This window comes from Pseudomonas sp. NPDC087342 (assembly GCF_044744265.1).
In the GTDB taxonomy this organism is placed as follows: domain Bacteria; phylum Pseudomonadota; class Gammaproteobacteria; order Pseudomonadales; family Pseudomonadaceae; genus Aquipseudomonas; species Aquipseudomonas nunensis.
In genome coordinates this window covers 1-23,094 of the sequence record NZ_JBIUXZ010000021.1, presented here as the reverse complement: position 1 = coordinate 23,094, position 23,094 = coordinate 1, and the positions used below count along the sequence as shown (strand labels likewise).

Annotated in this window: 24 protein-coding genes; 2 read left to right on the top strand and 22 right to left on the bottom strand. The window is 60.3% G+C overall.

Translation table 11 applies throughout. The features are described 5' to 3' along the window. The first annotated feature begins 33 nt into the window (after nucleotides 1–33). Together ACIOYV_RS26545 and ACIOYV_RS26540 are read left to right on the top strand one after the other, a co-directional pair. On the top strand, nucleotides 34–369 hold the full coding sequence (locus ACIOYV_RS26545) for a hypothetical protein (protein WP_401328444.1): 336 nt from the start codon (nucleotides 34–36) through the stop codon (nucleotides 367–369). A gap of 53 nt (nucleotides 370–422) precedes the next feature. Next, nucleotides 423–677, top strand: a complete 255-nt coding sequence (locus ACIOYV_RS26540; protein ID WP_054051813.1) for a hypothetical protein — start codon at nucleotides 423–425, stop codon at nucleotides 675–677. A 327-nt stretch (nucleotides 678–1,004) separates the two neighbouring features. Here ACIOYV_RS26540 and ACIOYV_RS26535 read toward each other — a convergent pair whose 3' ends face one another. The 22 genes from ACIOYV_RS26535 to fabF form a co-directional block, all read right to left on the bottom strand. After that, nucleotides 1,005–1,976 carry a DUF3829 domain-containing protein gene (locus ACIOYV_RS26535; protein WP_401328441.1) on the bottom strand — a complete coding sequence of 324 codons (972 nt, stop codon included), beginning with the start codon at nucleotides 1,974–1,976 and terminating at the stop codon, nucleotides 1,005–1,007. Nucleotides 1,977–2,235: 259 nt separating this feature from the next. Then, a complete protein-coding gene (locus tag ACIOYV_RS26530; RefSeq protein ID WP_401328438.1) occupies nucleotides 2,236–3,165 on the bottom strand; it encodes a PfkB family carbohydrate kinase in 930 nt (309 codons plus the stop codon). Beyond that, entirely contained in the window at nucleotides 3,158–4,624 is a 1,467-nt protein-coding gene (locus ACIOYV_RS26525) for a cytosine permease (RefSeq protein WP_163913058.1), read from the bottom strand. Before ACIOYV_RS26525 ends, ACIOYV_RS26530 begins: the two co-directional genes overlap by 8 nt. A gap of 213 nt (nucleotides 4,625–4,837) precedes the next feature. Next, nucleotides 4,838–5,836: an ADP-ribosylglycohydrolase family protein gene (locus ACIOYV_RS26520; RefSeq protein WP_401328435.1), complete on the bottom strand. Its 999-nt coding sequence runs from the start codon at nucleotides 5,834–5,836 to the stop codon at nucleotides 4,838–4,840. Continuing rightward, entirely contained in the window at nucleotides 5,833–6,546 is a 714-nt protein-coding gene (locus tag ACIOYV_RS26515) for a GntR family transcriptional regulator (RefSeq protein WP_213939951.1), read from the bottom strand. The genes ACIOYV_RS26520 and ACIOYV_RS26515 overlap by 4 nt, the downstream gene beginning before the upstream one ends. Before the next feature lie 225 nt (nucleotides 6,547–6,771). Further along, on the bottom strand, nucleotides 6,772–7,740 hold the full coding sequence (araH, locus tag ACIOYV_RS26510) for an L-arabinose ABC transporter permease AraH (RefSeq protein WP_054052214.1): 969 nt from the start codon (nucleotides 7,738–7,740) through the stop codon (nucleotides 6,772–6,774). A 12-nt stretch (nucleotides 7,741–7,752) separates the two neighbouring features. Next, nucleotides 7,753–9,294, bottom strand: coding sequence for an L-arabinose ABC transporter ATP-binding protein AraG (gene araG, locus ACIOYV_RS26505; RefSeq protein WP_054051803.1), 1,542 nt, complete (start codon nucleotides 9,292–9,294; stop codon nucleotides 7,753–7,755). Nucleotides 9,295–9,358: 64 nt separating this feature from the next. Next, nucleotides 9,359–10,363: a substrate-binding domain-containing protein gene (locus ACIOYV_RS26500; protein ID WP_054051801.1), complete on the bottom strand. Its 1,005-nt coding sequence runs from the start codon at nucleotides 10,361–10,363 to the stop codon at nucleotides 9,359–9,361. A 130-nt stretch (nucleotides 10,364–10,493) separates the two neighbouring features. Next, on the bottom strand, nucleotides 10,494–11,312 hold the full coding sequence (locus ACIOYV_RS26495; RefSeq protein WP_265040244.1) for an SDR family oxidoreductase: 819 nt from the start codon (nucleotides 11,310–11,312) through the stop codon (nucleotides 10,494–10,496). Nucleotides 11,313–11,510: 198 nt separating this feature from the next. Continuing rightward, a complete protein-coding gene (locus ACIOYV_RS26490; protein WP_265040245.1) occupies nucleotides 11,511–12,386 on the bottom strand; it encodes an SMP-30/gluconolactonase/LRE family protein in 876 nt (291 codons plus the stop codon). A 132-nt stretch (nucleotides 12,387–12,518) separates the two neighbouring features. Beyond that, the gene (locus ACIOYV_RS26485) at nucleotides 12,519–13,235 is read right to left on the bottom strand and encodes a FadR/GntR family transcriptional regulator (RefSeq protein ID WP_054052212.1); all 717 of its coding nucleotides are present in this window, start codon (nucleotides 13,233–13,235) and stop codon (nucleotides 12,519–12,521) included. Nucleotides 13,236–13,444: 209 nt separating this feature from the next. Then, nucleotides 13,445–14,005, bottom strand: a complete 561-nt coding sequence (locus tag ACIOYV_RS26480) for a DUF1285 domain-containing protein (RefSeq protein ID WP_401328426.1) — start codon at nucleotides 14,003–14,005, stop codon at nucleotides 13,445–13,447. Nucleotides 14,006–14,021: 16 nt separating this feature from the next. After that, nucleotides 14,022–14,627, bottom strand: coding sequence for a DUF4823 domain-containing protein (locus ACIOYV_RS26475; RefSeq protein ID WP_054613866.1), 606 nt, complete (start codon nucleotides 14,625–14,627; stop codon nucleotides 14,022–14,024). 205 nt (nucleotides 14,628–14,832) lie between these two features. Beyond that, complete coding sequence (locus ACIOYV_RS26470; RefSeq protein ID WP_163913043.1) at nucleotides 14,833–15,801, bottom strand: GTP 3',8-cyclase MoaA; 969 nt, start codon at nucleotides 15,799–15,801, stop codon at nucleotides 14,833–14,835. A 140-nt stretch (nucleotides 15,802–15,941) separates the two neighbouring features. After that, nucleotides 15,942–16,580, bottom strand: coding sequence for a TetR/AcrR family transcriptional regulator (locus ACIOYV_RS26465; RefSeq protein WP_008152317.1), 639 nt, complete (start codon nucleotides 16,578–16,580; stop codon nucleotides 15,942–15,944). Nucleotides 16,581–16,967: 387 nt separating this feature from the next. Then, entirely contained in the window at nucleotides 16,968–17,756 is a 789-nt protein-coding gene (locus ACIOYV_RS26460; RefSeq protein WP_290028856.1) for a TatD family hydrolase, read from the bottom strand. Between the two features lie 14 nt (nucleotides 17,757–17,770). Then, nucleotides 17,771–18,127, bottom strand: a complete 357-nt coding sequence (locus ACIOYV_RS26455) for a PilZ domain-containing protein (RefSeq protein ID WP_054051788.1) — start codon at nucleotides 18,125–18,127, stop codon at nucleotides 17,771–17,773. A gap of 32 nt (nucleotides 18,128–18,159) precedes the next feature. After that, nucleotides 18,160–19,146, bottom strand: a complete 987-nt coding sequence (locus tag ACIOYV_RS26450; protein WP_401328419.1) for a DNA polymerase III subunit delta' — start codon at nucleotides 19,144–19,146, stop codon at nucleotides 18,160–18,162. Continuing rightward, on the bottom strand, nucleotides 19,139–19,771 hold the full coding sequence (tmk, locus tag ACIOYV_RS26445; RefSeq protein WP_054051783.1) for a dTMP kinase: 633 nt from the start codon (nucleotides 19,769–19,771) through the stop codon (nucleotides 19,139–19,141). Before tmk ends, ACIOYV_RS26450 begins: the two co-directional genes overlap by 8 nt. Before the next feature lie 19 nt (nucleotides 19,772–19,790). Next, nucleotides 19,791–21,032, bottom strand: a complete 1,242-nt coding sequence (mltG, locus tag ACIOYV_RS26440; protein WP_401328416.1) for an endolytic transglycosylase MltG — start codon at nucleotides 21,030–21,032, stop codon at nucleotides 19,791–19,793. Nucleotides 21,033–21,035: 3 nt separating this feature from the next. Next, the gene (gene pabC / locus ACIOYV_RS26435) at nucleotides 21,036–21,851 is read right to left on the bottom strand and encodes an aminodeoxychorismate lyase (RefSeq protein WP_265040269.1); all 816 of its coding nucleotides are present in this window, start codon (nucleotides 21,849–21,851) and stop codon (nucleotides 21,036–21,038) included. Next, the coding region (gene fabF / locus ACIOYV_RS26430) for a beta-ketoacyl-ACP synthase II (RefSeq protein ID WP_401328412.1) at nucleotides 21,851–23,094 on the bottom strand (1,244 nt) is incomplete at its 5' end. The genes pabC and fabF, both read right to left, overlap by 1 nt.

Below are 23,094 nucleotides of genomic sequence, written 5' to 3'. Positions count from 1 at the left end.
AGGTAAGGACTCTAATAATCTGGAGACGACACCATGATCATGTCCCGCCTGACGACCCTCGCTCTCGCTGCCCTGTTGTCCACCTCGGCCCTCGCCGCCACTACGGCGACCGGCACCGGCCCGACCGACCCGGTCGAAAAACCCAAGGCCCCTGCCATCCAGAGTGCTCCCGGCATGAACACCAACGGCTCGGGCATCGACAGCAGTCTGCCGCCTGCCACTGGCACCGATCCACGGTTGCAAGGCAGTGACACTGGCCGTCAGGGCGGAATGAATACGCCGGACAACCAGACACCCGATAACGCCGGCAGCGGCACTAGCTCGAAAACCACCACCGGTGGTTCGGACTCCGAAGGTGCCGGTAAATAGTTCGCCCACGCGAGCGACGCAACACCCTATCCACATCCATGAAAGAGGTAACCATGAACGTCGATAAAAACCTGGAACATGAAGTCCTGACCCGCCTGTTGCACGCCCACCCAAGTGGTTTGGGCAAGGAGGTCCTGGACAATTACCGGGGGGAGAAAGTCGTGGCCAGTACCCTCGCCGCTTTGCAGGATCGCGGGTTGATCCAGCATGGCCATGTCAGTTGCAACGAGGCCGGCGAGCATTCGCTGAACCTGCCGATAAAACTCAGCGCGGCGGGGGTTGAAGCGGCGCGTAAGCTGGACGTTTAACCGCAGCAAGATCAAAGGATCGCAGTCTTCGGATGCACGCCATGCATCGCAGGCTGCGATCCTTTTTACATTCGTGAAGCCAGGAGAAATCCCATGCCTCGTGGAAGCGAAGACCAATACACCGCCGAGCAAAAGCGCAAGGCCGAGCACATCGAAGCAGGCGTTGATTGAGGCGTTGCGCAAGGCGGGCTAGCGCTCGGGACTTGTTTTGAATTTGAGGGACCCTTCGCGGGCAAGCCTCGCTCCTACAGGGGATTGCGTAAACCTGTAGGAGCGAGGCTTGCCCGCGAAGACGTCAGATCAGACACCAGATGTCTTGAGACCTGCTCAGCACAGCGGGTGATTGAACCGGTCAATCACGTTCGAGTATTTGCTGTTGTAGCGGTTAGCCGAGTTAACGATGTTCGAGCTGCTCATGCGCGCCATGATGCCGGTTTCTTCACGCTTGAACACGCCGTCCTTGATGTCTTTGACCAGCGAGCGGGACTGACCCAGGAAATCATTGATCTCCAGCATGCCGCCGTTGCAGCTCTTGCCGGACTTGGCCGATTGCTCGGTGACTTTCTTGTCCCAACCCGCCGCGGCATCCGCGACCTGCGCCAGGGATTTTTCGAAAGCGTCCAATGCTTTCGGGTCATTCGGTGCGGCGAACAATACGTTCGCATCGGCATTGTTGACTTTGCCGTAGTAGATCACCCCGGCGCGATAGTAAGCCGCGGTGTCTTTAGGCGCCTTGTCGAACGCCTCTTTGGTCAGCGCCTGATCGCGATCGCTCAGCCCTTTGTAGAACGCCTGTTCTTTCTGCGCGACCAAGGTCAGCGCAGCCACGTAATCCTTGCTCAACTGACGCGCCTTGTCGCCATTGTCGGCCAGGTAACCTTTGGAGTTGGCGTAGTTGTTCAGCTCGTGGCTCAACGGGGACAACACTTTGAGCGCAGCGGAAAAGTCCTTGGCGGCGGCATCGATTTCGACAATCGGAGTGTCGATGGCAGCAGCGGCATCCAGCTGCGTCGCCGAGCGATCCACGAGGATGTCATTCTCGATACGCATCGAGGTCGGCGCTTCCTTACCCTGCAACAGCGGCATCTGTTGCGTCACATAGTTTTCCCGAGCTTCCTGGAAAGACGTGGTCAGGCTGTTGGCAACATCGACGTACTGGTTGTATTTCTCGATCTGCTGCTGTTCAGCGGCGCTTTGGCTCGGCTGGGCACTGGCGGTCGCGTCGGGCTTGTCGCCACAGCCAGCGAGCATCGCAGAGGCGGCGACCAATGTCGCGCCAATCATCATCCGGTAGTTCATTTTTGATCTTCCATAAAAAAACGCGGCGGGCCATGCATGGCTTGCCGGGGGGTGTTCAACGGGAGGTTTTGCAACGAGGGACTCTCTCCTTGAGCGTACGAAACTGGCCTGACAGGTTGTCAGACGCTTCCCCTTCCTGGGGCGCGCATTGTGCGAATTTTCACACCGGATAGCAAATAGCCTGCTGGCATCACCACAGCTGATCGGCCTGAGTCACCGATCAACTGTAGGAGCGAGGCTTGCCCGCGAAAGCGTCGGATCAGCCGCCAAACGTCTCACGAATCAACGCATCCACCTCAGCCGTCCCCGGCGATGTCGCCGGCCCCCACCGAGTAACCGCCAATGCAGCCGCCGCATTCGCTCGCCGCGCCGCCTCAACCACCGGCAACCCGTGCGCCAACCCGGCCACAAACACTCCGGCGTGCGCATCCCCGGCGCCGTTACTGTCCACCGCATCAACCTTGAACCCCGGCACATGCTGACGCTCGCCACGCCGGCTGATCCAGCAACCCTGCGGCCCATCGCGAACCACCATCAACACATCGGCCGGCAGATGCTCGACCAACCGATCCAGCGCCTCGGCAATGTCCGACGCCCCGGTAAACCGCAGCGCCTCGACACCGTTGCTGGTCCACACATCAATCCGCGCCAGCAGCGCTTTCATCAACGGCTCATCCGGCGAATCCACCAACGGACCCGGATCGAAAATCACGTTGATCCCTTTCGGCAACGCCAGCACCCAGTCCACCAGCGCCTGAGCCTTACCGACATGCAACAGGCTGTAGCCGCTGACGTAGACATAATCGCCCGCCTCCGCCGGCACACTCGCCAGGTCTTCAACGCTCACATCACCTTCAGCGCCGATGTAGGAAATGAAACTACGTTCGGCCGAAGCGTCGGTCACCGCGACGCACAAACCCGTATCGCGCTCGGCTTTGTGGGCGATGCCAATTCGGATGCCTTCAGCCTTCATCGCTTCTCGGGCCAAATCGCCGAAACGGCCGGAGCCATGACGGCCGAGATAGACCACCGACAAGCCATTACGCTGAGCAGCCGCCATCACATTGAAGCCACCGCCGGCCTCGAAACTGGCGGATTGCGCCAGCACGTCGCCGCCGGCCTGGGGCAGTTTGTCCACGGCCATGACCAGGTCGATGATGACCTGGCCGGTATGCAACATCTTAGGCATGAGCATTCTCGATCATTGCAGCACGACGATCCTTGGCCCCGCCGAGTACAAAGTAAATCCCGCCGGCGACCAGGAAGGTCACGATCCAGCCGAGGCCGTTATGCCCCAGATACGAGTCGGACAGGAAGCCGCGGAACCAGACGTTTTCGGCGGTGGTGCCGATGGTGGTGAAGCTGAAACCCAGCACGATCGCAAATGCCCACGCGCCGAAAGCACGCCATTCGACGCCGCCGCGATACCAATAGGCGCTGCTCGGGCTGACGTCCAGCAGGTCTTTGGGGCTGTAGTAATGACGATGAATCAAGTCGACCACGAAGATCCCGACCCACGCGGTGATCGGCACCGCCAACAGGGAAATGAAGGTGATGAACGGGCCGTAGAAGCTATCGGCAATCAGCATGAAGTAGATCGAACCAGCGAAGATCGCGACGATATCGACCACCACCGCGTAGACCCGAGGGACCTTCAAACCGAGGGTCAACGTGGTCAAACCGGCGGAGTACACCGACAGGTTATTCGACAGCAGCAGCCCGCCGAATGCAGTGATCAGGTATGGCACGGCCATCCAGGTCGGCAGCATGTCGCGGATTGCGATGATCGGGTCTGTGGCCTGGGCCAGGTCGTTGTTGCCCACCGACAGCAGGCCGCCGAGGGTGATCAGCAACACCAGCGGAATCCCCGCACCGAACGCCGCCGAGGCCACCAGGCGCACGGCTTTGACGCTCTTGTGCTGGTAGCGCGACATGTCGGCACCGGCGTTGGCCCAACCGATCCCGGTGCCGGCAGCCATGGTGCCGACGCCGATGATCATGGCGCTCAGCGGTGCCGGCGTGGCGTTGAACACTGCGCTCCAGTCGATGGTGGCGCAAAGAAAACCGCCGACCAGGATGTTCAGCGCGCCGAACACGTAGGTCGCCCACTTCTGGATCACCAGCAACGTGGCGTGGCCGAGGCCGGACACCGACAGGGTCAGCAGGACGAAAATCGCGATGAAGATCAGCGTCAAGACGGGAGCGCTTTTCGCTTCCACCGGCGAGCCGAACAGGATCGAGCACAAAGAGAGCAACACGAAGGCTGCGGTGGTGGTGTTGACGGTTTCCCAACCCAGGCGCGACATCAGCGAGACCACGGTCGGGCCGATGTTGCCGCGAACGCCGAAGATCGCTCGAGACAGGGTCAGGCTCGGTGCGCGACCACGACGGCCGGCGATGGAGATGATCCCGACCACCGCGAACGAACCGGCAGCACCGAGGATCGCGACGATGATCGCCTGCCAGATCGCCAGGCCGCGAAAGGCCACGAGGGTCGCGCCCAACGGCAGGCCGAGGATCGAGATGTTGGCGGCGAACCAGACCCAGAACAGTTGCAGCGGATGACCGTTGCATTCGCTTTCCGGGACCGGTTCGATGCCACGGGTTTCCAGTTGCCCGGCGCTTGGCCCGGCGTTCGATGAACTCATGATGGATGCTCCTGTTGCCATTGTTTTGGTTGTGGGCAGTTTCGGAAGTCGACATAACATCCCGGCCGTCCTGGCCGTATTCGTGCTTTCCGTTGCGGGTGAAAATTAAGGTAGGTGGTGCGCCCTTCGCGAGCAGGCTCGCTCCCACACTGGATCTGTGAACGACATAGATTCCCTGTGGGAGCGAGCCTGCTCGCGAAGGCGTCAGCCCAATCAGCGCAGAGCCAACAGCCCCTGCACCAACGATTCCAGCTCCAGACCATTCACGGTTTTGATCTTTTCGATCATCGCCGCTGGCCAACTCTCCAGCCCCAGGCAAGCCCCGAGCATCGCGCCGAGAATTGCCGCGATGGTGTCGGTGTCGCCACCCAGGCTCGCGGCCATGCACACGGCGTCGAAGGCGCTCATCTCACCGATGGCCACTTGCTGGGCCAGGGCAAACGACACCACCACCGACTCCTGCGAAGCCACCGACGTGCCGATCACGTCGTAGAGCAAGTCGGCCAGCAAGGCCTTGTCGCTGTCGATTCTGATGGTCCTCGCCCAACTGATCCGCGAGGCAATGCGTCCACCCGCAACCCAGTGACCGTGACCTTCCGCTTGCTGGGCAATTTGCATGCCCAGGTTCAAAGCCTCGCCGAGGTCCATGCCGTTGATCCCGGCCGAGACCACCGCCGCCACCGCCGCCGCGCTGGAGATCCCCAACGTGGTGTTGTGGGTAACCTGGCAGGCCTGCACGACTGCCCTGATGAAGCGTTCCGGATCGGCGACATCCGCTGCGATCCCGACCGGCGTAATACGCATCGCCGCGCCATTGGTAGTGCCGTAGCGACCCGCTTCTTCCGGCGAATGACCGGCGAGGATCATCTCGATCGCGCGTTTGGTCGATGGGCCGAGCAAATCCTGCGAGCCCTTGGCCTGCATCTCGGCTTCCCATTCGATCAGCCGTTGAGCGAGCATCGAAGGTTCGATCCAGCCTTCGCCTTCGATCAGCAACTGACCGACCAGGATCGCCTGTTCAGTGTCATCGGTGATCGAGCCCTTGGGCATGTTGGCGGCGATCGGTTGATCGGGGCCGGCATCTTCCAGGTCGGTGATTTCGCCAAAGCGCGCCTTGATCTCGGCACGACTCAGGGATTGGGTCGGCATGCCAAGGGCATCGCCCAGGGCCAAACCATAGAACGCGCCCAAGGCACGATTGAGCGCGGTCACTTTGACTCTCCAAATTGCAGGTGCAGACGGAAATGTACGGGGTCGAGCAAACTTTCGACCTGTTCCATGAACCGGCCCTGACGGTCATACGTAGTGCGCAGGGCCTTGAGGAATACCGTGCCGAGCGGACGACCGAGCAATTCGGCATCTTCGGCGTTCAGCGGCTCGGCGCCGATCCACTGGTCACCGCGTTCGCCGATGTAACCGTAGGCGGCCAGGGTGATGGTCAACGAGTTGTCGATCAGCCCCACTCGCGGCAAGCTTTCCAGGCCTCCGGTGGCGGGCATCAATGAACGTTCAAGGGACACCAGCGTGCCGTCATTGGCCCGGCGGCGACGGTCGAGGGTGATGAATTTGTCGGTGCCGAAGCGCGACAGCAGGTCAGGACGACTGATCGCCTCCAGCCGCAGCACTTCGGTGTTGACCAGCGCCCCGCTGTCCGCGAGGGCCTGGGCCCAGCCGCTGCGCTGATCGAGCACCACACCGTCGAAGGTGACGATAGAGCCGACTCCGCTTTGCGTGGCGATGTAGTTGCGCCTCTTCAGTTCGGCCAGGGCTTCACGCAGCGTGCCGCGGCTGACCTTGAATTCTTGAGCCAACTGATGCTCGCCCGGCAACAGAAAGCCGTCCTCCATGAGGCCGCTTTCGATGCGCCGGATGAGCTCGTCGACCACCCGTTGTTTCTTGTCAAATCGAACCTGTCTAATCATGTACAAAGTGATAACCGAAACAGGGTCGGGCGAGCAAGGGATATTTTTCGGGAGGTGACGGGAGGTGGCTAAGGCGATGCGCGGAATGGGGGGTGTCAGGTACAAAGCCTTCGCGGGCAAGCCTCGCTCCTACAGGTTAAATGTCAGTCGCAAAATTTGCGCACGACACACAACCCGTAGGAGCGAGGCTTGCCCGCGAAGGCGTCAGTCAGATCAACAAAAATCTCAGCGCTGTTTCAGACGGTCAATCACGACCGCCAGCAACAGAATCGAACCGCGAATCACATACTGATAAAACGTATCAATGTTCTTCAGGTTCATCGCGTTCTCGATGATCGCCAGAATCAACACCCCGGCAATCACGTGCCGGATCATGCCGATCCCGCCGCTCAACGACACCCCGCCCAACACACACGCCGAAATCACGGTCAGTTCAAAACCCTGGCCGATCATCGGCTGGCCCGAGGTCATGCGCGACGCCAGGATCACCCCGGCCAACGCGCCGATCAAACCGTGCACGGCGAAGATAATGATCTTGGTCCGGTCCACGTTGACCCCGGCCAGCAACGCCGCTTCCTGGTTACCGCCGATGGCCATGGTGTTGCGCCCGTAGGTGGTGTAGTTCAGCAGCCAGCCGAAAAACAGGAAGCACACGATGGTAATCAGGATCGGCACCGGCACGCCGAACAACTGGCCGTTGCCGAACACGAAGAATTGTTCCTGGGACACGCCCACCGCTTTGCCGTTGGCAAAAATGTACGCCAGGCCACGCACGATCTGCATGGTCGCCAACGTGGTGATCAAGGCATTGACGCGCAATTTGGCGATCACGATCCCGTTGATCAACCCAACAATCAGCCCCATGAACAGCGCCGCCGCGACGCCGAGGAACACGCTGTCGGTGTCACGCATCACCACCGCCGCGACCACACCGGCGCAGGCAATCACCGAACCCACCGACAAGTCGAAGTGCCCGGACGCCAGGCAATACAACATGGTGCACGCGGCGATCCCGGTGGTGGAAATCGCCAGACCCAAGCCGCGCATGTTCAGTGGCGAGAGGAAGTTGTCGATCAGCAAGGTGCAGGCGACGAAGATGGCGATGGCCGCCAGCAGCATGACCCAGTCATCAAGAAAACGCCGCAGGTCCAGGGGTTTGCGCTGGGTAGGCAGAGCGTTGTTTTGGATAGTCATCATAATTACCTCTCAGTTCGCCACGCCGTCAGCGCGTTGGCGCGGCAAAGCCAGTTGCAGCAGGTTGGATTCATTGGCCTCGTCGCGGGACAGTTCGCCGCGCATCGCGCCTTCGCACAGCACCAGGATGCGGTCGGAAATGCCCATGACTTCCATCAAGTCGCTGGACACCACGATCACCGCAATGCCACTGGCCGCAAGGTTATGGATGATCTGGTAGATCTCGGCCTTGGCGCCGATATCGATGCCGCGAGTCGGCTCGTCGAGCAGCAGGACTTTCATCGGCATCGACAGCCAGCGACCGAGAATCGCCTTCTGCTGATTGCCGCCGGACAGGTACATGATTTTCTGCGACGCGCTCGGCGTCTTCACTTTCAGCGCGGCGATCTGCTTGTCGGCGTTGCCCTTTTCCCACAGGCCGCGCAACAGGCAACCGAAGGTGGAATGGGACTTGCGCGCGCTGATGTTGATGTTCTCGGCAACGCTGGAGAGCGGCATGATGCCCTCCTTCTTGCGGTCCTCTGGACACAGCAGAACCCCGGCGGCAATCGCATCGCGCGGTGAGCGCAGTTTCAGTTCATGGCCGCGCAGCTCCAGGCGTCCGGCGGTATTGCGGGTCAGGCCGCTGAGCATGCGGAACAGCTCGGTGCGCCCTGCCCCGACCAAACCGAACAGCCCGAGGATTTCGCCTTTATGCACCTCGAAACTCACCGGCTCACGCAGGCCCGGCCCGAGCAGACCGTCGACCTTCAGCGCCACCGCGCCACGTTGACGCGGGCGGTAATCGTAAATGTCCTGGATATCGCGACCGACCATGCACGTCACCAATTGGTCGTGGGTCAGTTCGCTCATGTTCTCAAAGGTGCGCACGAAACGGCCGTCCTTGAACACCGTCACCGCGTTGCAGATGCGGAACACTTCTTCCATGCGATGGGAGACGTAGAGCACCACTTTGCCTTCGTCCCGCAGGCGACCGATGATCGCCATCAAGCGATCGATCTCCCGCGCCGAGAGGCTGCTGGTCGGTTCGTCGAACGCAATCACATGCGCGCCACGGGACAAAGCCTTGGCGATTTCCACCAGTTGACGCTGACCGAGGGACAGGCGCCCGACTTTTTCTTGCGGATCGATTTCATCCGCCAGGCCCTTGAGGCAGGCCAACGCTTGCTGGCGCAAGGTGCTGCGATTGATCAGGCCGAAACTGGCCGGCAGGTGCCCGAGGAACAGGTTCTCCGCGACGGTCATTTCCGGGACCAGATGCAGCTCCTGGTGGATCACCGCGACGCGGCTGGCGATGCTGTCGGCGGTGGACTTGAAGGCCATCGTCCGTTCGCCGATCTGCAGGTCGCCGCTGCTCGGGATGTACGCGCCGCCGAGGATTTTCAGCAATGTCGATTTGCCGGCGCCGTTCTCGCCCATCAAGGCATGCACCTGCCCCGGATGCGCGACGAAGCTGATGCCGTCCAGCGCCTTCACCCCGGGAAAGGTTTTGCCGATCCCGTTGAAGCGCAAGCTGCCGCCGACGTGTTCTTGTGTTTGTGTTTGCGCTTGCATAACCACCTCATCACACAGATCAGGCAGCCCCGTCGCCAGGGCCGCCGATGAAATCAACCGGCCTTCAATTCCACAGGCCGATCTTTTCCAGTTCCTGCTTGAAGTTCTCGCGAGTGATCAGCGTCACGTCGTCCATGGCGGTGTATTTCGGCGGTTCTTTGCCGGTGGTGACCCACTCGTACATCATCGCGGCAGTGTTGTAGCCCTCGATGTGCGGGCTTGGCAGCATCGAGCCGAAGAAACCGCTGTTAGGCTTTTTCAGTTCGCCGATGGCGTCGGTGCCGTTGATGCCGATGCCGATCACGTTGGCGGCGGTAAACCCGGCGCTTTCGGTGGCGCGCACGCCGCCCAGCACAGTGTTGTCGTTCATGCCGCCGATGATCAGGTTTTTCGCGCCGCTTGGCAGTTTCACCAGGGCCGAGTTGGTGGCGTCCATGCTGCCCGGTACGTCGAGGGTTTTCTGCGCGGTGAAGAGGATGTGGTCTTTAGGGAAACCGGCATCTTCCAGGGCCTTGGCCGAACCGTCGGTGCGTTTCTTGCCAGTGTCGAGTTCGTTGAAGGTGTTGATCACGGCGTAGGTTTCTTTCCAGTCCCAGCCGCGTTTCTTCGCTTCGGTGGCCATGGCGGTGCCTTGTTTCTGGCCGACTTCAAACGCGGCCATGCCGAGGTACGGCACGTCTTCCATGAACTTGCCGTTGGCATCGACGAAACGGTCATCGACAGTCATCACTTTCAAGCCGTTGGCTTTGGCCTTGGCGACGATGGCCGGGCCGAGGCCAACGTCTGGCGGGCAGATCACGAAGCCTTTGGCGCCGTTGGCCGCCAGGCTGTCGATGGCAGACAGGGTTTTCTCACCGTCAGGCACGGCGATCTTGATCACGGTGAAGCCTTTATCCTTGCCGGCCTTTTCGGCGAAGGCCCATTCGGTCTGGAACCAGGGCTCTTCAGCCTGCTTGACCAGAAAACCGATTTTCACTTGCTCGGCCGCCAGCAGCGAACTGCTCAGGCTGACCGCCGTGACCGCCAAAGCGGCACAGCACAGGGAACGGATCCCAGGACGACGATTCATAAGCTGACTCCTTGTTATTTTTTTTGAGCGTTATTTTGAAAACCGATGCAGCGATCAAGCGTGTAGCCAAAAGTCATATCGTATGATGATTGGATTTCGGACGGAGTTCCGCGCCTGAAACCCGATGTGCTCAGTCGTGGTACATGACCGAGCGCCCACCATCGATGGTGATGCATGACGCATTGATGAACGGCGCTTCATCACTGGCCAGGAAAACAGCCGTCATCGCCACTTCCATCGGCTGCCCGATGCGGCGCGGCGGATGCAGATCAAAGGCCCGCTGACGTTCGGCCTGGGGGTCGGCAAAACCGTTCCAGTAATCGACGTTCAGTTGGGTTTCGATGTAGCCCGGCGCGATGGCGTTGACGCGAATGCCCTTCGGCGCGTACTCGATGCCGAGGGCACGGGTCAGGCCGAGTAAACCGTGCTTGGCCACCGGGTACGGAAAGCAGCCGGGAATAATGTGGGAAGAATGGGTCGAGGCGATGTTGATGATGCTGCCGATGCCCTGCTCGATCATCTGCGGCAACACGGCTTTGCAGCCGAACCAAGCGCCGTCGAGGTCAATAGCGAAGCAGCGGCGCCAGTCTTCCTCGGTCATTTCCAGAGGATCACGGAACACATTGACCCCGGCGCAGTTAACCAGCACATCGATGCGGCCGTGGCGTTCGACGGCCAATCTGGCCATGGCGTGCAGGTCTTGCTGGTTCGATACATCAGCCTTGATCGCTTGCACGTCAAAACCTTTGTCGCGCCAGTGGGCCGCGACTTTCTCGACTTTTTCGCCCTGGATGTCGCTGATGATCAGCCTGGCTTGCTGGCAGGCAAACGTCGCAACGATGGCTTCGCCGATGCCTTGAGCCGCGCCGGTGAGCAGCACGACTTTGTTTTTCAGTCGTTCGCCCTTCGGCGGCTCGGGCACAGGCGGCAGGGAAAGAGGCTCAGCCATGAATCCCGGCTCCCTTTTTCAGGCACGACAAAAACCGGGCATCTGTCGATGTCCGGTCGAAAAACTGTTTAGAAAATCCCTGCATCACTTCACCTGTTTTGTTTTTTTAAGTGTGAGTGCGTGTAACTGATGGAGCCGACTATAAACCCGACCGTCAAATAATCTCAATATATAATTTTACATCCCATATTTTGGGATTTATCCGGCAAACCTCGTACAGGTTTTTCCGGGCACATCGACCCGAATCGACAGCACCGCGCCGTCCAGTGGATGGTTGAGCGGACTGGCGGCGCTGGTGATGTACAGGGTTTGCAGGTCTTCGCCGCCGAACACGCAGCTGGTGGGGCGACTGACCGGCAATTCGATTACCCGATCGACCTGACCTTCGGGGCTGATTCGAAGCAGACAACTGCCGTCCCACCGCGCGTTCCATAGATAGCCCTGTGCATCCATCGCCGAACCGTCGGGGCCGCCGCGTTCGTGCGGGCCGAACCAAACCTGCGCCGGGTCGAGGCTACCGTCGGTGCGGATGAAATGTTGATAGAGCGTGCGGTCGAGGCTGTCGGCGAAGTACAGGCGAGTCGAGTCGTCGCTCCACAACAAGGTGTTGGGAATGCCCAGCCCTCGCAGCAGCGGCGTGACGCGGGCATCGCGATCAATGCGAAACAGGCCACCGGAGCGGCGCACGATCGGCAAGTCTTCGCCGTTCTCGCCAATGTTGTTCTGCATGGTGCCAAGCCAGAGCCGACCTTGCGCATCGCAACGGGCTTCATTGGGACGATTGCCGGGTTGCGGATCGGCGACGCAGAGCAAGGTCAGGCGCGGTTCCAGGCCGGGGGAATCCAGATCCAGTCGGTAGACGCCGCTGCTCATCGCCACCAACGCATCGCCGCTTTCGCAGGGGATGAAGGCGGACACGTGCTCGGGCATCTGCCAGATCTGCACGTTGCTGCCGATCAGCCGTAGCGCTTGCTTGCCGGCGATGTCGACCCAGTAGAGCGCTTGGGTAGGCGCATCCCAGAACGGGCCTTCACCGAGCTGGGCGCGGTGTTCGGTCACGGCAGTCCACGTCATGAAACCTCCTTCTTTATTGCTTTTCTATGTAGGAGCGAGGCTTGCCCGCGAAGGCGATGGGTCTGTGACATCAGTGTTGAATGTGACGACGCCTTCGCGGGCAAGCCTCGCTCCTACAAGGGATTGGTGTGGTTAGCTGGCTTTTTTGTCGGCCATGACTTGTGGGTAGAAACGCTTGATAGCCAAGTCGGCGTTGTCGATCAGGGTCATGCAGGCCCACACACCCCGCGCGGCATCCCGGGCGGCGATGGCGTCGGCCATGTCTTTGTGGATCGGTAGCGTGCGGCGGAGTTCATCCGGGTCGGCGGCAGACACTTCAAACGACACCGCCAGCAGTGCGCCGAGGGCCGGGACCATTTGTTCGATAAATTGATTGTGGCTGGCGGCGAGGATGCACTCGTGGAAAAACTGGTCGGCGAGGTTGTAGTCGATGCCGCTGTCCACGGCGCGCTCCAGTGCGTTGTAGGCCTGGAGGATCGCTTGCACCTGTTCGACGGTGGCGCGCTCGCAGGCCCAGCGCACGGCCATGGGTTCGATGGTGCGGCGCAGGTCGAGCAAGTCGTCGACGAAATTTTCCGGCAGGCCGCTGCGGGACAGCCAACCAACGACTTGCGGATCAAACAGGTTCCAACGCTTTATCGGCAGCACGCGTGTCCCGACCTTCGGCCCGACTTCGAGCATGCCCTTGGCGACCAGGGTCTTGATGGCTTCGCGAATCACCGTGCGGCTGACCCCGAGCTGTTCGCCCAGGTCGGCTTCAACCTTGATGGTTTCGCCGGGCTTGACCTGGCCGGCGGCTATCCAGCCACCTAACCAATCGACCGTCGACGCATGAAAACTGCTGGACATGAAAACCTCGAAGCAGGGACGGCAAAAAACCGTTCGCGATGGAGGCCCACGCTAATCATCATACGATTGGGTGTCAATTTGAATTTTGTGAGAAACACACAAAAACAATGTGGGAGCGAGCTTGCTCGCGAAGGCGGTGTGTCAGGCAACATCTGCGTCGCCTGACACTCCCTCTTCGCGAGCAAGCCCGCTCCCACATTTGGATTTGATTAAGGTTCGAGACCGATTGGGAAGAACTCCCCGCCACTCCACACGCCTAACCAGCGCTGCCCGTCGATCTCACGGCTCACCGCCAGTTCCACCAATTGGTAGAACACATTGCGGTGGATCAGCGCTTCAAGGTTGGTTCGCACGTGCACGTACGGCGCAGGTTCCTGGGTCACGGGATCAATCACCACGCGAATGGGATGTTCGGCGCCCGCCTCGGCCGTCTCATCGACGTTGGTGGTGAAGCGCAGCAGTTGAGCTTCGCCCTCGCCTTCGACGTCCACGGCAATCGCCACGAACGGCGCGTCATCGACTTTGATCCCGACTTTCTCGACCGGGGTGATCAGGAAGTAATCATCGCCGTCGCGGCGGATGATGGTGGAGAACAGCTTGAACATCGGCTTGCGCCCGATCGGCGTGCCCAGGTAGTACCAAGTGCCGTCGCGGGCGATACGCATGTCGATGTCGCCGCAGAAGTCGGGGTTCCACAAGTGGACCGGTGGCAAGCCTTTGGTCTTGGGGATTTGCCCCAGCAGGTCGTTGGCTTTTTGCGGGCCACTCATGGCGATCTCCTTTGAATTACTGGTCGCTGAGCCCCAACAGGCTACGAGCGTATTGCTCCAGCGGCGGGCCCAGCAAGTCTTCTGGCTTGGTGTCGTGGAACGTCAGTAAACCGCCACGACTCTTGATCCGTGCAGTATCGATCAAATACTGGGTGCTGGTCTCGATCAACATGATCTGAATGACGCCGCTGTCGATACCGAGGCGATCCACGGCTTCCTGATCGAGCCATTCGTCCGAGTTGCCGATGCGGTCGTCAGCCTTGGCAAACCGTGTGTAGAGCAGGTAATGCGCACCGGCGGCGCGGGCTTCGCCCATGGCGGCATCGAGGCCTTCCGGCGCGCGGGCGCGGCGGACCATCGGGAAGTATTCGATAAAGCCGTCGAAGGCTTCTTCCGCTACCACGTTCGGGCGTGGATAGGCGCTGCCCGGTGGCGCGAAGGCGCCTTGGGCGATGTAGATAAAGGAGTCCGGCTGAATGCGGAAGTTATTCACGCGCTGACTGTTGCTGTGATCCAGCAGCCCCGCGTCGCTCATGTGGTAGCGAACACCTTCGCCCATGTCGCTGACATTCATGCAGCCACCAAGCGCCAAAACGGCCAGCAGCAAAACCAGGCTACGCATCCTACCCTCCAGAAGCCGGTGACGGAAAACCGGCGAATGGGCGTTGAATGCAGCTTCCGCGCCAGCTCTCTGGACTGCAGTGATTCAGAGGTTTTTTAAATGATCGGGAGATTGCTTTCGCGGGCAAGCCTCGCTCCTACAGGTTGGTGTTGTGCACAAAAACATCAACCCTGTAGGAGCGAGGCTTGCCCGCGAAGAGGCCCGGTCAGCCGCCGATAATTTTCATGATGGTCGCACCACCGGAGAACGCCACTTCCTGCTTGTCCCCCAGCGCTTTCACCAGCAGACGCTGCAACGCCGGAAGCGCCTGATGACGCGGTTTGTCCAGCAGATCGCCGACATAGTGGCGATTGCTCGACGACAGGCAGCCATGCAGCCAGCCCGTGGACGAAAGCCGCAGACGCGAACACGTCCGGCAGAACGGCACGCTTTCGTTGGCAATGACACCGAAGTAGCCCTGCCCCGGAATTTCGTAGCGCACCGCCGTGGCATCCACCGGGGCGTTGGCTTGCAGGTATTCGTAACGATCGCCGATCAGGCTTAGCAACTGCTGAAGGCTGACGAACTGCTGCAGGAAGGCGTTATTGTCGCTGGCCAAGTGGCCCATGCGCATCAGCTCGATAAAACGCAGCTCATAGCCACGTTCCAGACAGTAATCGAGCAGCGGCATCACCTGATCGAGGTTCTGCCCGCGCAACGGCACCATATTGACCTTGATCTTGATCCCGGCCGCCGACGCCTGGTCCATACCGTCGAGCACCGTCGCCAGATCGCCGCCACGGGCAATGCTGCGGAACGCGCTGGCGTCCAGGGTATCGAGGGAAACGTTGATGCGCCGGATACCGGCATCCACCAGCAGCGGCAGTTTTTTCGCCAGCAACTGGCCGTTGGTGGTCAGACTGATGTCTTCCAGACCCATCTTGCCGACGGCCGTCATGAAGGCTTCAAGTTTGGGGCTGACCAGCGGCTCGCCACCGGTGATGCGCAACCGTTCGATGCCGGCGGCTTCGATCAGATACGCCACGCCACGCGCCATGGCCTCGGCCGACAGTTCATCCTGCGCAGCGACCAGCCGCTTACCGTTCGGCACGCAATAGGTACACGCGTAATTGCAGGCTGAGGTCAGGCTGATCCGCAAATTGCGAAAACGCCTGCCTTGACGGTCAACGATCATTGATCACTCCGGCAGAAGAAGTTTCGAGACCGCTAAAACTTGACTCACAAATCAAGTTTTAGCAATACCTAAGCCTGAGTATATTCCTGCGGTACTGCGCCATGTAGCGAAATAATGGCGCAATCAGCCAGCTGAATGGCTCAGCTGCTTGGGGTGTCGGTGTCGCGCTTGCGCTTGTTGCCCATGCGTACGCCGATGTCCATCAGGAACTGGAAGAAACCTTCCTGATCTTCCAGCACATTGCTCCAGAACGGCGAGTGATACAGCGCCACGGCGCCATGCACCAGCGCCCAGGACGCGCAGTAGTGGAAGTACGGCGGCACGTCTTCGAGCTTGCCTTCGCTGATCCGGCCCTTGATCAGCAGGGTCAGGCGTTCGAAGTTCGAGGCACGGATCTTGTGCAGCTCCTCGACCATCTCCGGCACCTGGTTGCCCTTGACCACCTTTTCTTCCAGGCGATCGAACAAGCGATAGCGTTGCGGATCGCGCATGCGGAATTCGAAGTAGGCCCGGGACAGGGCTTCCTTGTCCTTGTCGACATCGGCGGAATGCAACAGCTCGTTCAAATCGCGCTCGTAATCGAGCATCAGGCGCAGATAGATCTCGGCCTTGGATTTGAAGTGCTTGTAGATCGTGCCTTTGCCGATACCGACGGCATCAGCAATCATCTCGACGGTGACACTGTCTTCACCTTGGTCGAGGAACAGCTTGAGCGCGGTATCGAGAATTTCTTGCTCGCGGCGACGAAACTCACGGACCTTACGAGGTTCTTTATGCATAAGAAAAGGTCTGTAGGGGTCAAAATTCGAAGCCGCGTATTATGCCTAACTTGCGCCAAAATGCACGGATCATCCGAGCATATCTGTGTTTCTTGATGATTTCACGCAAGGTCGCCGGTTGATGAGAACTCTTCCGAAGCGGCCGTATTCCAAAATTGTTTAAAAACCGGGGCGGCTAAACTGGCGTCGACGCAATACTGATCAATACTTGAACTGTCGGCGAGGCATCTCCCCCAAGTGCCGCGTCGATATAGGTACCAACGGACCGCGTGCCTTTGTTTTACTCCTAATGGTCTTAACCCGGATTCACCCCCCAGAACCCGGGTTTTTTTTGCCTGCGATTCAACCCTGTGGGAGCGGGCTTGCTCGCGAAGGCGGCACTGAATCCTAAGCTGATTTCACATGCGCCAACGGAAACAACCGCTTGAAATTCTCAGTGGTCTGCTCGGCAAATCGCTCATAGGACTCCCCCCGCAGCATCGCCAGAAACTCTGCCACTTCCCGCACATATTGCGGCAGGTTCGGTTTGCCGCGATAAGGGATCGGCGCCAGGTATGGCGAATCAGTTTCCACCAACAAACGGTCGGCTGGCACTTTGCTCGCCACGTCGCGCAACGCATCGGCATTGCGGAAGGTGACAATCCCGGACAGGGAAATGTAATAACCCATGTCCAGTGCAGCCTTGGCCATGTCCCAGTCTTCGGTGAAGCAATGCAGCACACCGGCCTGGGGCAACGCAGCCTCGCGCAACAGGTTCAAGGTATCAGCGCGAGCGCCACGGGTGTGGATGATCACCGGTTTGCCGGTTTGTTGAGCGGCTTGCAGATGCAGGCGGAAAGATTCCTGCTGCAACTCCGCCGCTTCCGGTTCGTAGTGGTAATCGAGGCCGGTTTCACCAATCGCCACCACGCGTGGATGATTCAGCTCCTGCAACAGCCAATCCAGCGCGGGCGCGGCACCAGGCTGCACATCCAGCGGATGCACGCCGACCGAACAATCAACGTCGTCATAACGCTCGGCCAAGGCTTTGACGTCGGCGGCATTATCGACGCTGACGCCGATACACAGAAAGTGCCCGACCCCGCGCTGGCGTGCTGCATCGAGTGCGGCATCCAGGGAGCCGTCATGGGCGGCAAGGTCGAGGCGGTCAAGGTGGCAATGGGAATCTACGAGCATAAAAGGGCTGCAACTTACATCGTATGAGTGGGACGGTCGGATTTCAGTGCTCCGGCCAGATGGGTTTCGATTCGACTGCGGGCGGTGTTATCACCGTCGTTGAACTGCACGCCAACTCCGGCGGCGCGGTTACCCTGGGCGCCTTTGGGCGTGATCCAAGTGACTTTGCCGGCGACCGGAATCTTTTCAGCCTCGTCCATCAGGTTCAGCAACATGAACACCTCATCGCCCAACTTGTAGCTTTTGTTGGTCGGGATGAACAGGCCGCCGTTCTTGATGAACGGCATGTAGGCTGCATACAGCACGGACTTGTCCTTGATGGTCAGGGACAAAATACCGTTACGCGGCCCGGTGTTGACGGGTTCATTCATGCTGACCTCCACTGCGGATGCTCAGAGTCTAGTCACTTCTGGCCCGGCAAAGACACCCATTGCACCAGCAGCGCCTCAAGCAGCAACGCCGGATTCAGGTTGGCCTTGCTCATGACCTTCTGACGCTGGGCAAGGATCCAGTCCTGAATATTCAGGACTTTGTCCTGCCCGGACTTCTGCGCCAGGTATTGAATGACCTTGCGCATATCCATCAGGCCCAGGCCTTCTTCATCCTTGGTCAACTGATAGCGCAGGATCAGGCTCGACCAGTCACAGAACCAGTCAAACAGCAGCAATTGCGGAATGCTTTTCCATTCCTCGGCCAGCTGGGTCGGCGACTTCTGCTGCTTGAGCAGTTGCTTTACGCCTTCGACCACCAAGATCCGCTGCTCGCGTACGCCCTGATTCTGCAACTTGACCGCGCCCAATGGCGAACCAGCAGCCAACGTCAGCAACTCGACGCGCTCTTCCTGCGAGCAATCCGGCAACGCCGTCGCCAACCACGCCAGGCTCATCGCCTCGCTGGGCAGCGGACAAGCCTGCTGCTGGCAGCGGCTCTTGATCGTGGGCAACAAACGGCTGGTCTGGTGGCTGACCAGCAGCAACACGGTATCGCCGGACGGTTCTTCAAGACTTTTGAGCAAGGCGTTGGCGGCGTTGACGTTCATCGACTCGACCGGCTCGATCAGCACCACTTTGCGCCCGCCCATCTGTGCGGTCTGCACCACGAAGCTGACCAGATCGCGCACTTGGTCGACCTTGATCGCCTTGTCCGCTTCTTCAGGCTCCAGGATGTAGTTGTCGGGGTGACTGCCGGCCTTGAGCAACAGGCAAGACTTGCACTCGCCGCAGGCATCCTGGGCGGTCGGACGCTGGCACAGTAAATGCGCCATCAACCGCTCGGCCAACGCACGTTTACCGATGCCGGCCGGGCCATGCAGCAAATAGGCGTGGGCATGCTGCTTGCGCCCCGCCAGTTGCTGCCAGAGCTCGTCCTGCCATGGATAGGCCTCAGCCACGGGTCAACTCCAGCAAACGCGGGAGCAACGCATCCAGGGACTGCTGGACTTGTGGCAGCGGCTGGGCGGCATCCACCAGCACATAACGCGCCGGATCCGCTTCAGCGCGCTTGAGAAAGGCACTGCGCACGGCATCGAAAAAGGCTCGGCCTTCGAGCTCGAAGCGATCCAGCCGACCGCGAGCACTGGCGCGGGCCAGGCCGACTTCCACCGGCAGATCGAAAATCAGTGTCAGGTCCGGGCGCAAGTCGCCTTGGACAAAGGTTTCCAGAGTCGCGATGCGCTCCAGCGACAAACCTCGACCGCCGCCCTGATAGGCGTAGGTCGAATCGGTGAAGCGATCGCACAACACCACCGCGCCACGGGCCAGCGCCGGGCGAATCACCTCCGCCAGATGCTGGGCGCGGGCGGCGAACACTAGCAGCAGCTCGGTGTCGGGGTTCATGACTTCATCCACCGGGGCCAGCAGCACTTCGCGAATGCGCTCGGCCAACGGCGTACCGCCCGGCTCGCGGGTCAGCAGCACTTCGATACCGGCGGCGCGCAGGCGCTCGGCCAGGTATTCGCGATTGGTGCTCTTGCCGGCGCCTTCCGGGCCTTCCAGGGTAATAAACAAGCCAGTCACAGGCAGTCCTTAATCAGTGTCATTGCGAGCTTTGCGGTGTCGGCGTCGACGCATCCGGTTCGGCTGCGGGTTCTTGCGCCGGCGTTGGCGGTACAGCTTCACGCGCAGTCGTTGGCTCAGGTGCGGGAGGCGGCTCTTGCGCCGGCACTTGTGGCACCGCTTCAGGTGCGGTGTCAGGTGAAGCTGCGGGAATCGGCGTCTCGGCTTCCGGCGTCACCGGAGCGTTGGCCGGTGCCGGGCTGGAGCGGTAATCCGCACGACGCTTGAGCTGAAACTCGCGCACTGCCGAGTTATGGGCATCCAGGTCATCCGAGAACACATGGCTGCCGTCGCCGCGCGCCACAAAATACAAGCTGTTGCCGGCCACCGGGTTCAGTGCCGCATGGATCGCCTCACGACCGACCATCGCAATCGGTGTCGGCGGCAAGCCGGAGATCATGTAAGTGTTATACGGCGTCGCTTCCTTGAGGTGGGCGCGGGTCAACTTGCCGGTATAGCGATCACCCAGACCGTAGATCACCGTCGGATCGGTCTGCAGCATCATGCCCATCGCCATCCGCCGCACAAACACGCCAGCGATTTGCCCGCGCTCCTGCGGCACGCCGGTTTCCTTCTCCACCAGCGAGGCCATGATCAGCGCCTGATAGGGTTCGGTGTACGGCGCATCAGCGGCACGTTTTTCCCATTCCTTGGCCAACACCTCATCGAGGCGCTCATAGGCTTTTTTCAGCAATTCGGCATCGGTCATGCCGCGCACGAAGCTGTAAGTGTCCGGGAAGAAGCGGCCCTCAGGGAAAATCCCGCTGTGACCCAGCTTGTCCATCACTTGGGTGTCGCTCAGGCCAGTCAGGGTTTGCTTGAGCTTGTCATCCTTGGCCAGTGCCGCGCGGACCTGATGGAAATTCCAGCCTTCGACCAGCGTCACGCTGTACTGCACCACTTCGCCACGCCTCCACAGGTCGATCAGACCGTCGACAGTCATCCCCGGCAGCATGCGGTATTCACCGCTGTGGATCGGCGTGGCGGAAAGGTTGAAGCGCCAATAGACGCGCAACCAGAAGGCGTCCTTGATGACGCCATCGGTTTCGAGTCGATAGAAAGTGCGGGTCGGTGTCGTGCCCTTGGGCACTTCCAGCAGTTCTTCCTGGGTGATATTCAGCGGCTGTTCCAGCGCCGAATGGATTTTCCAGGCCGAAGCAGCGGACAGCAGCCCTGCCAGAACCAGACCGGTTTCCAGCAGCAGCAAGAGTTTACGTCTCACGTATCAAGCATCCAGTAGCGCGCGGGCAATGGTTTGGAGTTTACGGGTGAGCGGGCCAACCGACCAGCTCAGTGCTGCATAGGCGCGCACCGGCCAAATGCCATACACGCTGTTGCAGACGAAGACCTCGTCGGCCCATTGCAGCTGATCGAGGCTGATGTCGGTGATTTGCGTGGGGATCCCCAATGACTCAGCCTGAAACAATAATTCGGCACGCATCACGCCGGCCACGCCGCAGCGCTTCAGATCGGCGGTGATTAGCACACCATCGCGCACCAGGAACACGTTACTGAAGACACCTTCGATGACGCGACCGACCTGATCGAGCATCAAGCCTTCAGCGTGTTCGGTGTCTTGCCATTCGGCACGCGCAAGCACTTGCTCAAGACGGTTCAAGTGTTTGAGCCCGGCGAGCAGTGGTTGTTTGGAAAGTCGTGTGGTGCAAGGGAACAAACGAACGCCCTGCTCCGCATGGACAACAGGATAAGCAGCGGGAGGATTGCCTTGCAGAATGCGTCGGGCCTGGGCCGAAGGATCGGGGGCATAACCGCGCAAGCTGTCACCGCGAGTGAGGATGAGCTTGAGCACGCCCTCGCCCAGTGCGGCGGCATAGGTCTGCAGCTCGCTGCGGACCAGTTCCTGATCAGCAGTGATCGCCAAGCGTGAGCAACCTTGCGCCAGACGCGACAAATGCCGGTCCAGCAACAACGGTTGCCCGCCTCGCACAGCAATGGTCTCGAACAGACCATCACCGTAAGCCAGGCCGCGATCCTTCAGCGACAGAGCGTCAGCCGGCTGACCGTCGACCCAGCTGTCCATCAGTCAGCGAACCGGCGGAACACCAGCGAGCCGTTGGTCCCGCCAAACCCGAAGGAGTTGGACAGCACCACATCGATATCCATGTTGCGCGCAGTGTGCGGCACGAAGTCGAGGTCGCAGCCTTCGTCCGGCTCATCGAGGTTGATGGTCGGCGGCGCCACCTGGCTGTTGATCGCCAGCACACTGAAGATCGCCTCGACCGCGCCCGCCGCACCCAACAGGTGGCCGGTCATGGACTTGGTCGAACTGACCGCCAGTTTGTAGGCGTGATCGCCGAACACCGACTTGATCGCACAGGCTTCGGCGAGGTCGCCGGCCGAGGTCGACGTGCCGTGGGCGTTGATGTACTGCACCTGATCGCCATTGATCTTGGCATCGCGCAAGGCATTGGTGATGCAACGTGCAGCACCGGCGCCATCGGCGGGAGGCGAAGTCATGTGATAAGCATCGCCACTAGTGCCAAAGCCAATCAGCTCGGCGTAGATGGTCGCGCCACGGGCCTTGGCGTGCTCCAGCTCTTCAAGCACCAGCGCACCGGCGCCGTCGGACAGGACGAAGCCATCACGGCCCTTGTCCCATGGACGGCTGGCGCGGGTCGGCTCGTCGTTGCGGGTCGACAGTGCGCGGGAGGCACCAAAGCCACCCATGCCCAGACCGCAAGCAGCCATCTCGGCGCCGCCGGCAATCATCACGTCGGCTTCGTCGTACATGATGTTGCGGGCCGCCATGCCGATGCAGTGCGTACCGGTGGTACACGCAGTGGCGATGGCGTAGTTAGGCCCCTGTGCACCCAGGTGGATGGACAGGAAACCGGAAATCATATTGATGATCGAGCCAGGCACGAAGAACGGTGAAATTCGACGAGGGCCGGAATCATGCAGTGTGCGGCTGGTTTCTTCGATATTGGTCAGACCGCCAATACCCGAACCCATGGCCACACCGATGCGCTCACGGTTGGCGTCAGTGACTTCCAGACCGGAGTTGCGCACAGCCTGAAACCCTGCGGCCAGACCGTATTGAATGAACAGGTCGAGCTTGCGAGCTTCCTTGACCGACAGGTATTCCTCGACATTGAAGCCCTTTACCGAGCCGCCAAAACGGGTGGAATAGGCAGAAAGGTCGGTGTGTTCGATCAGACCAATGCCACTGCGGCCAGCCAGAATGCCCTGCCAGCTGCTTGGCACATCCGGGCGCAGTGGCGACAACATACCCATACCGGTGACTCCGACGCGTCTACGCGACC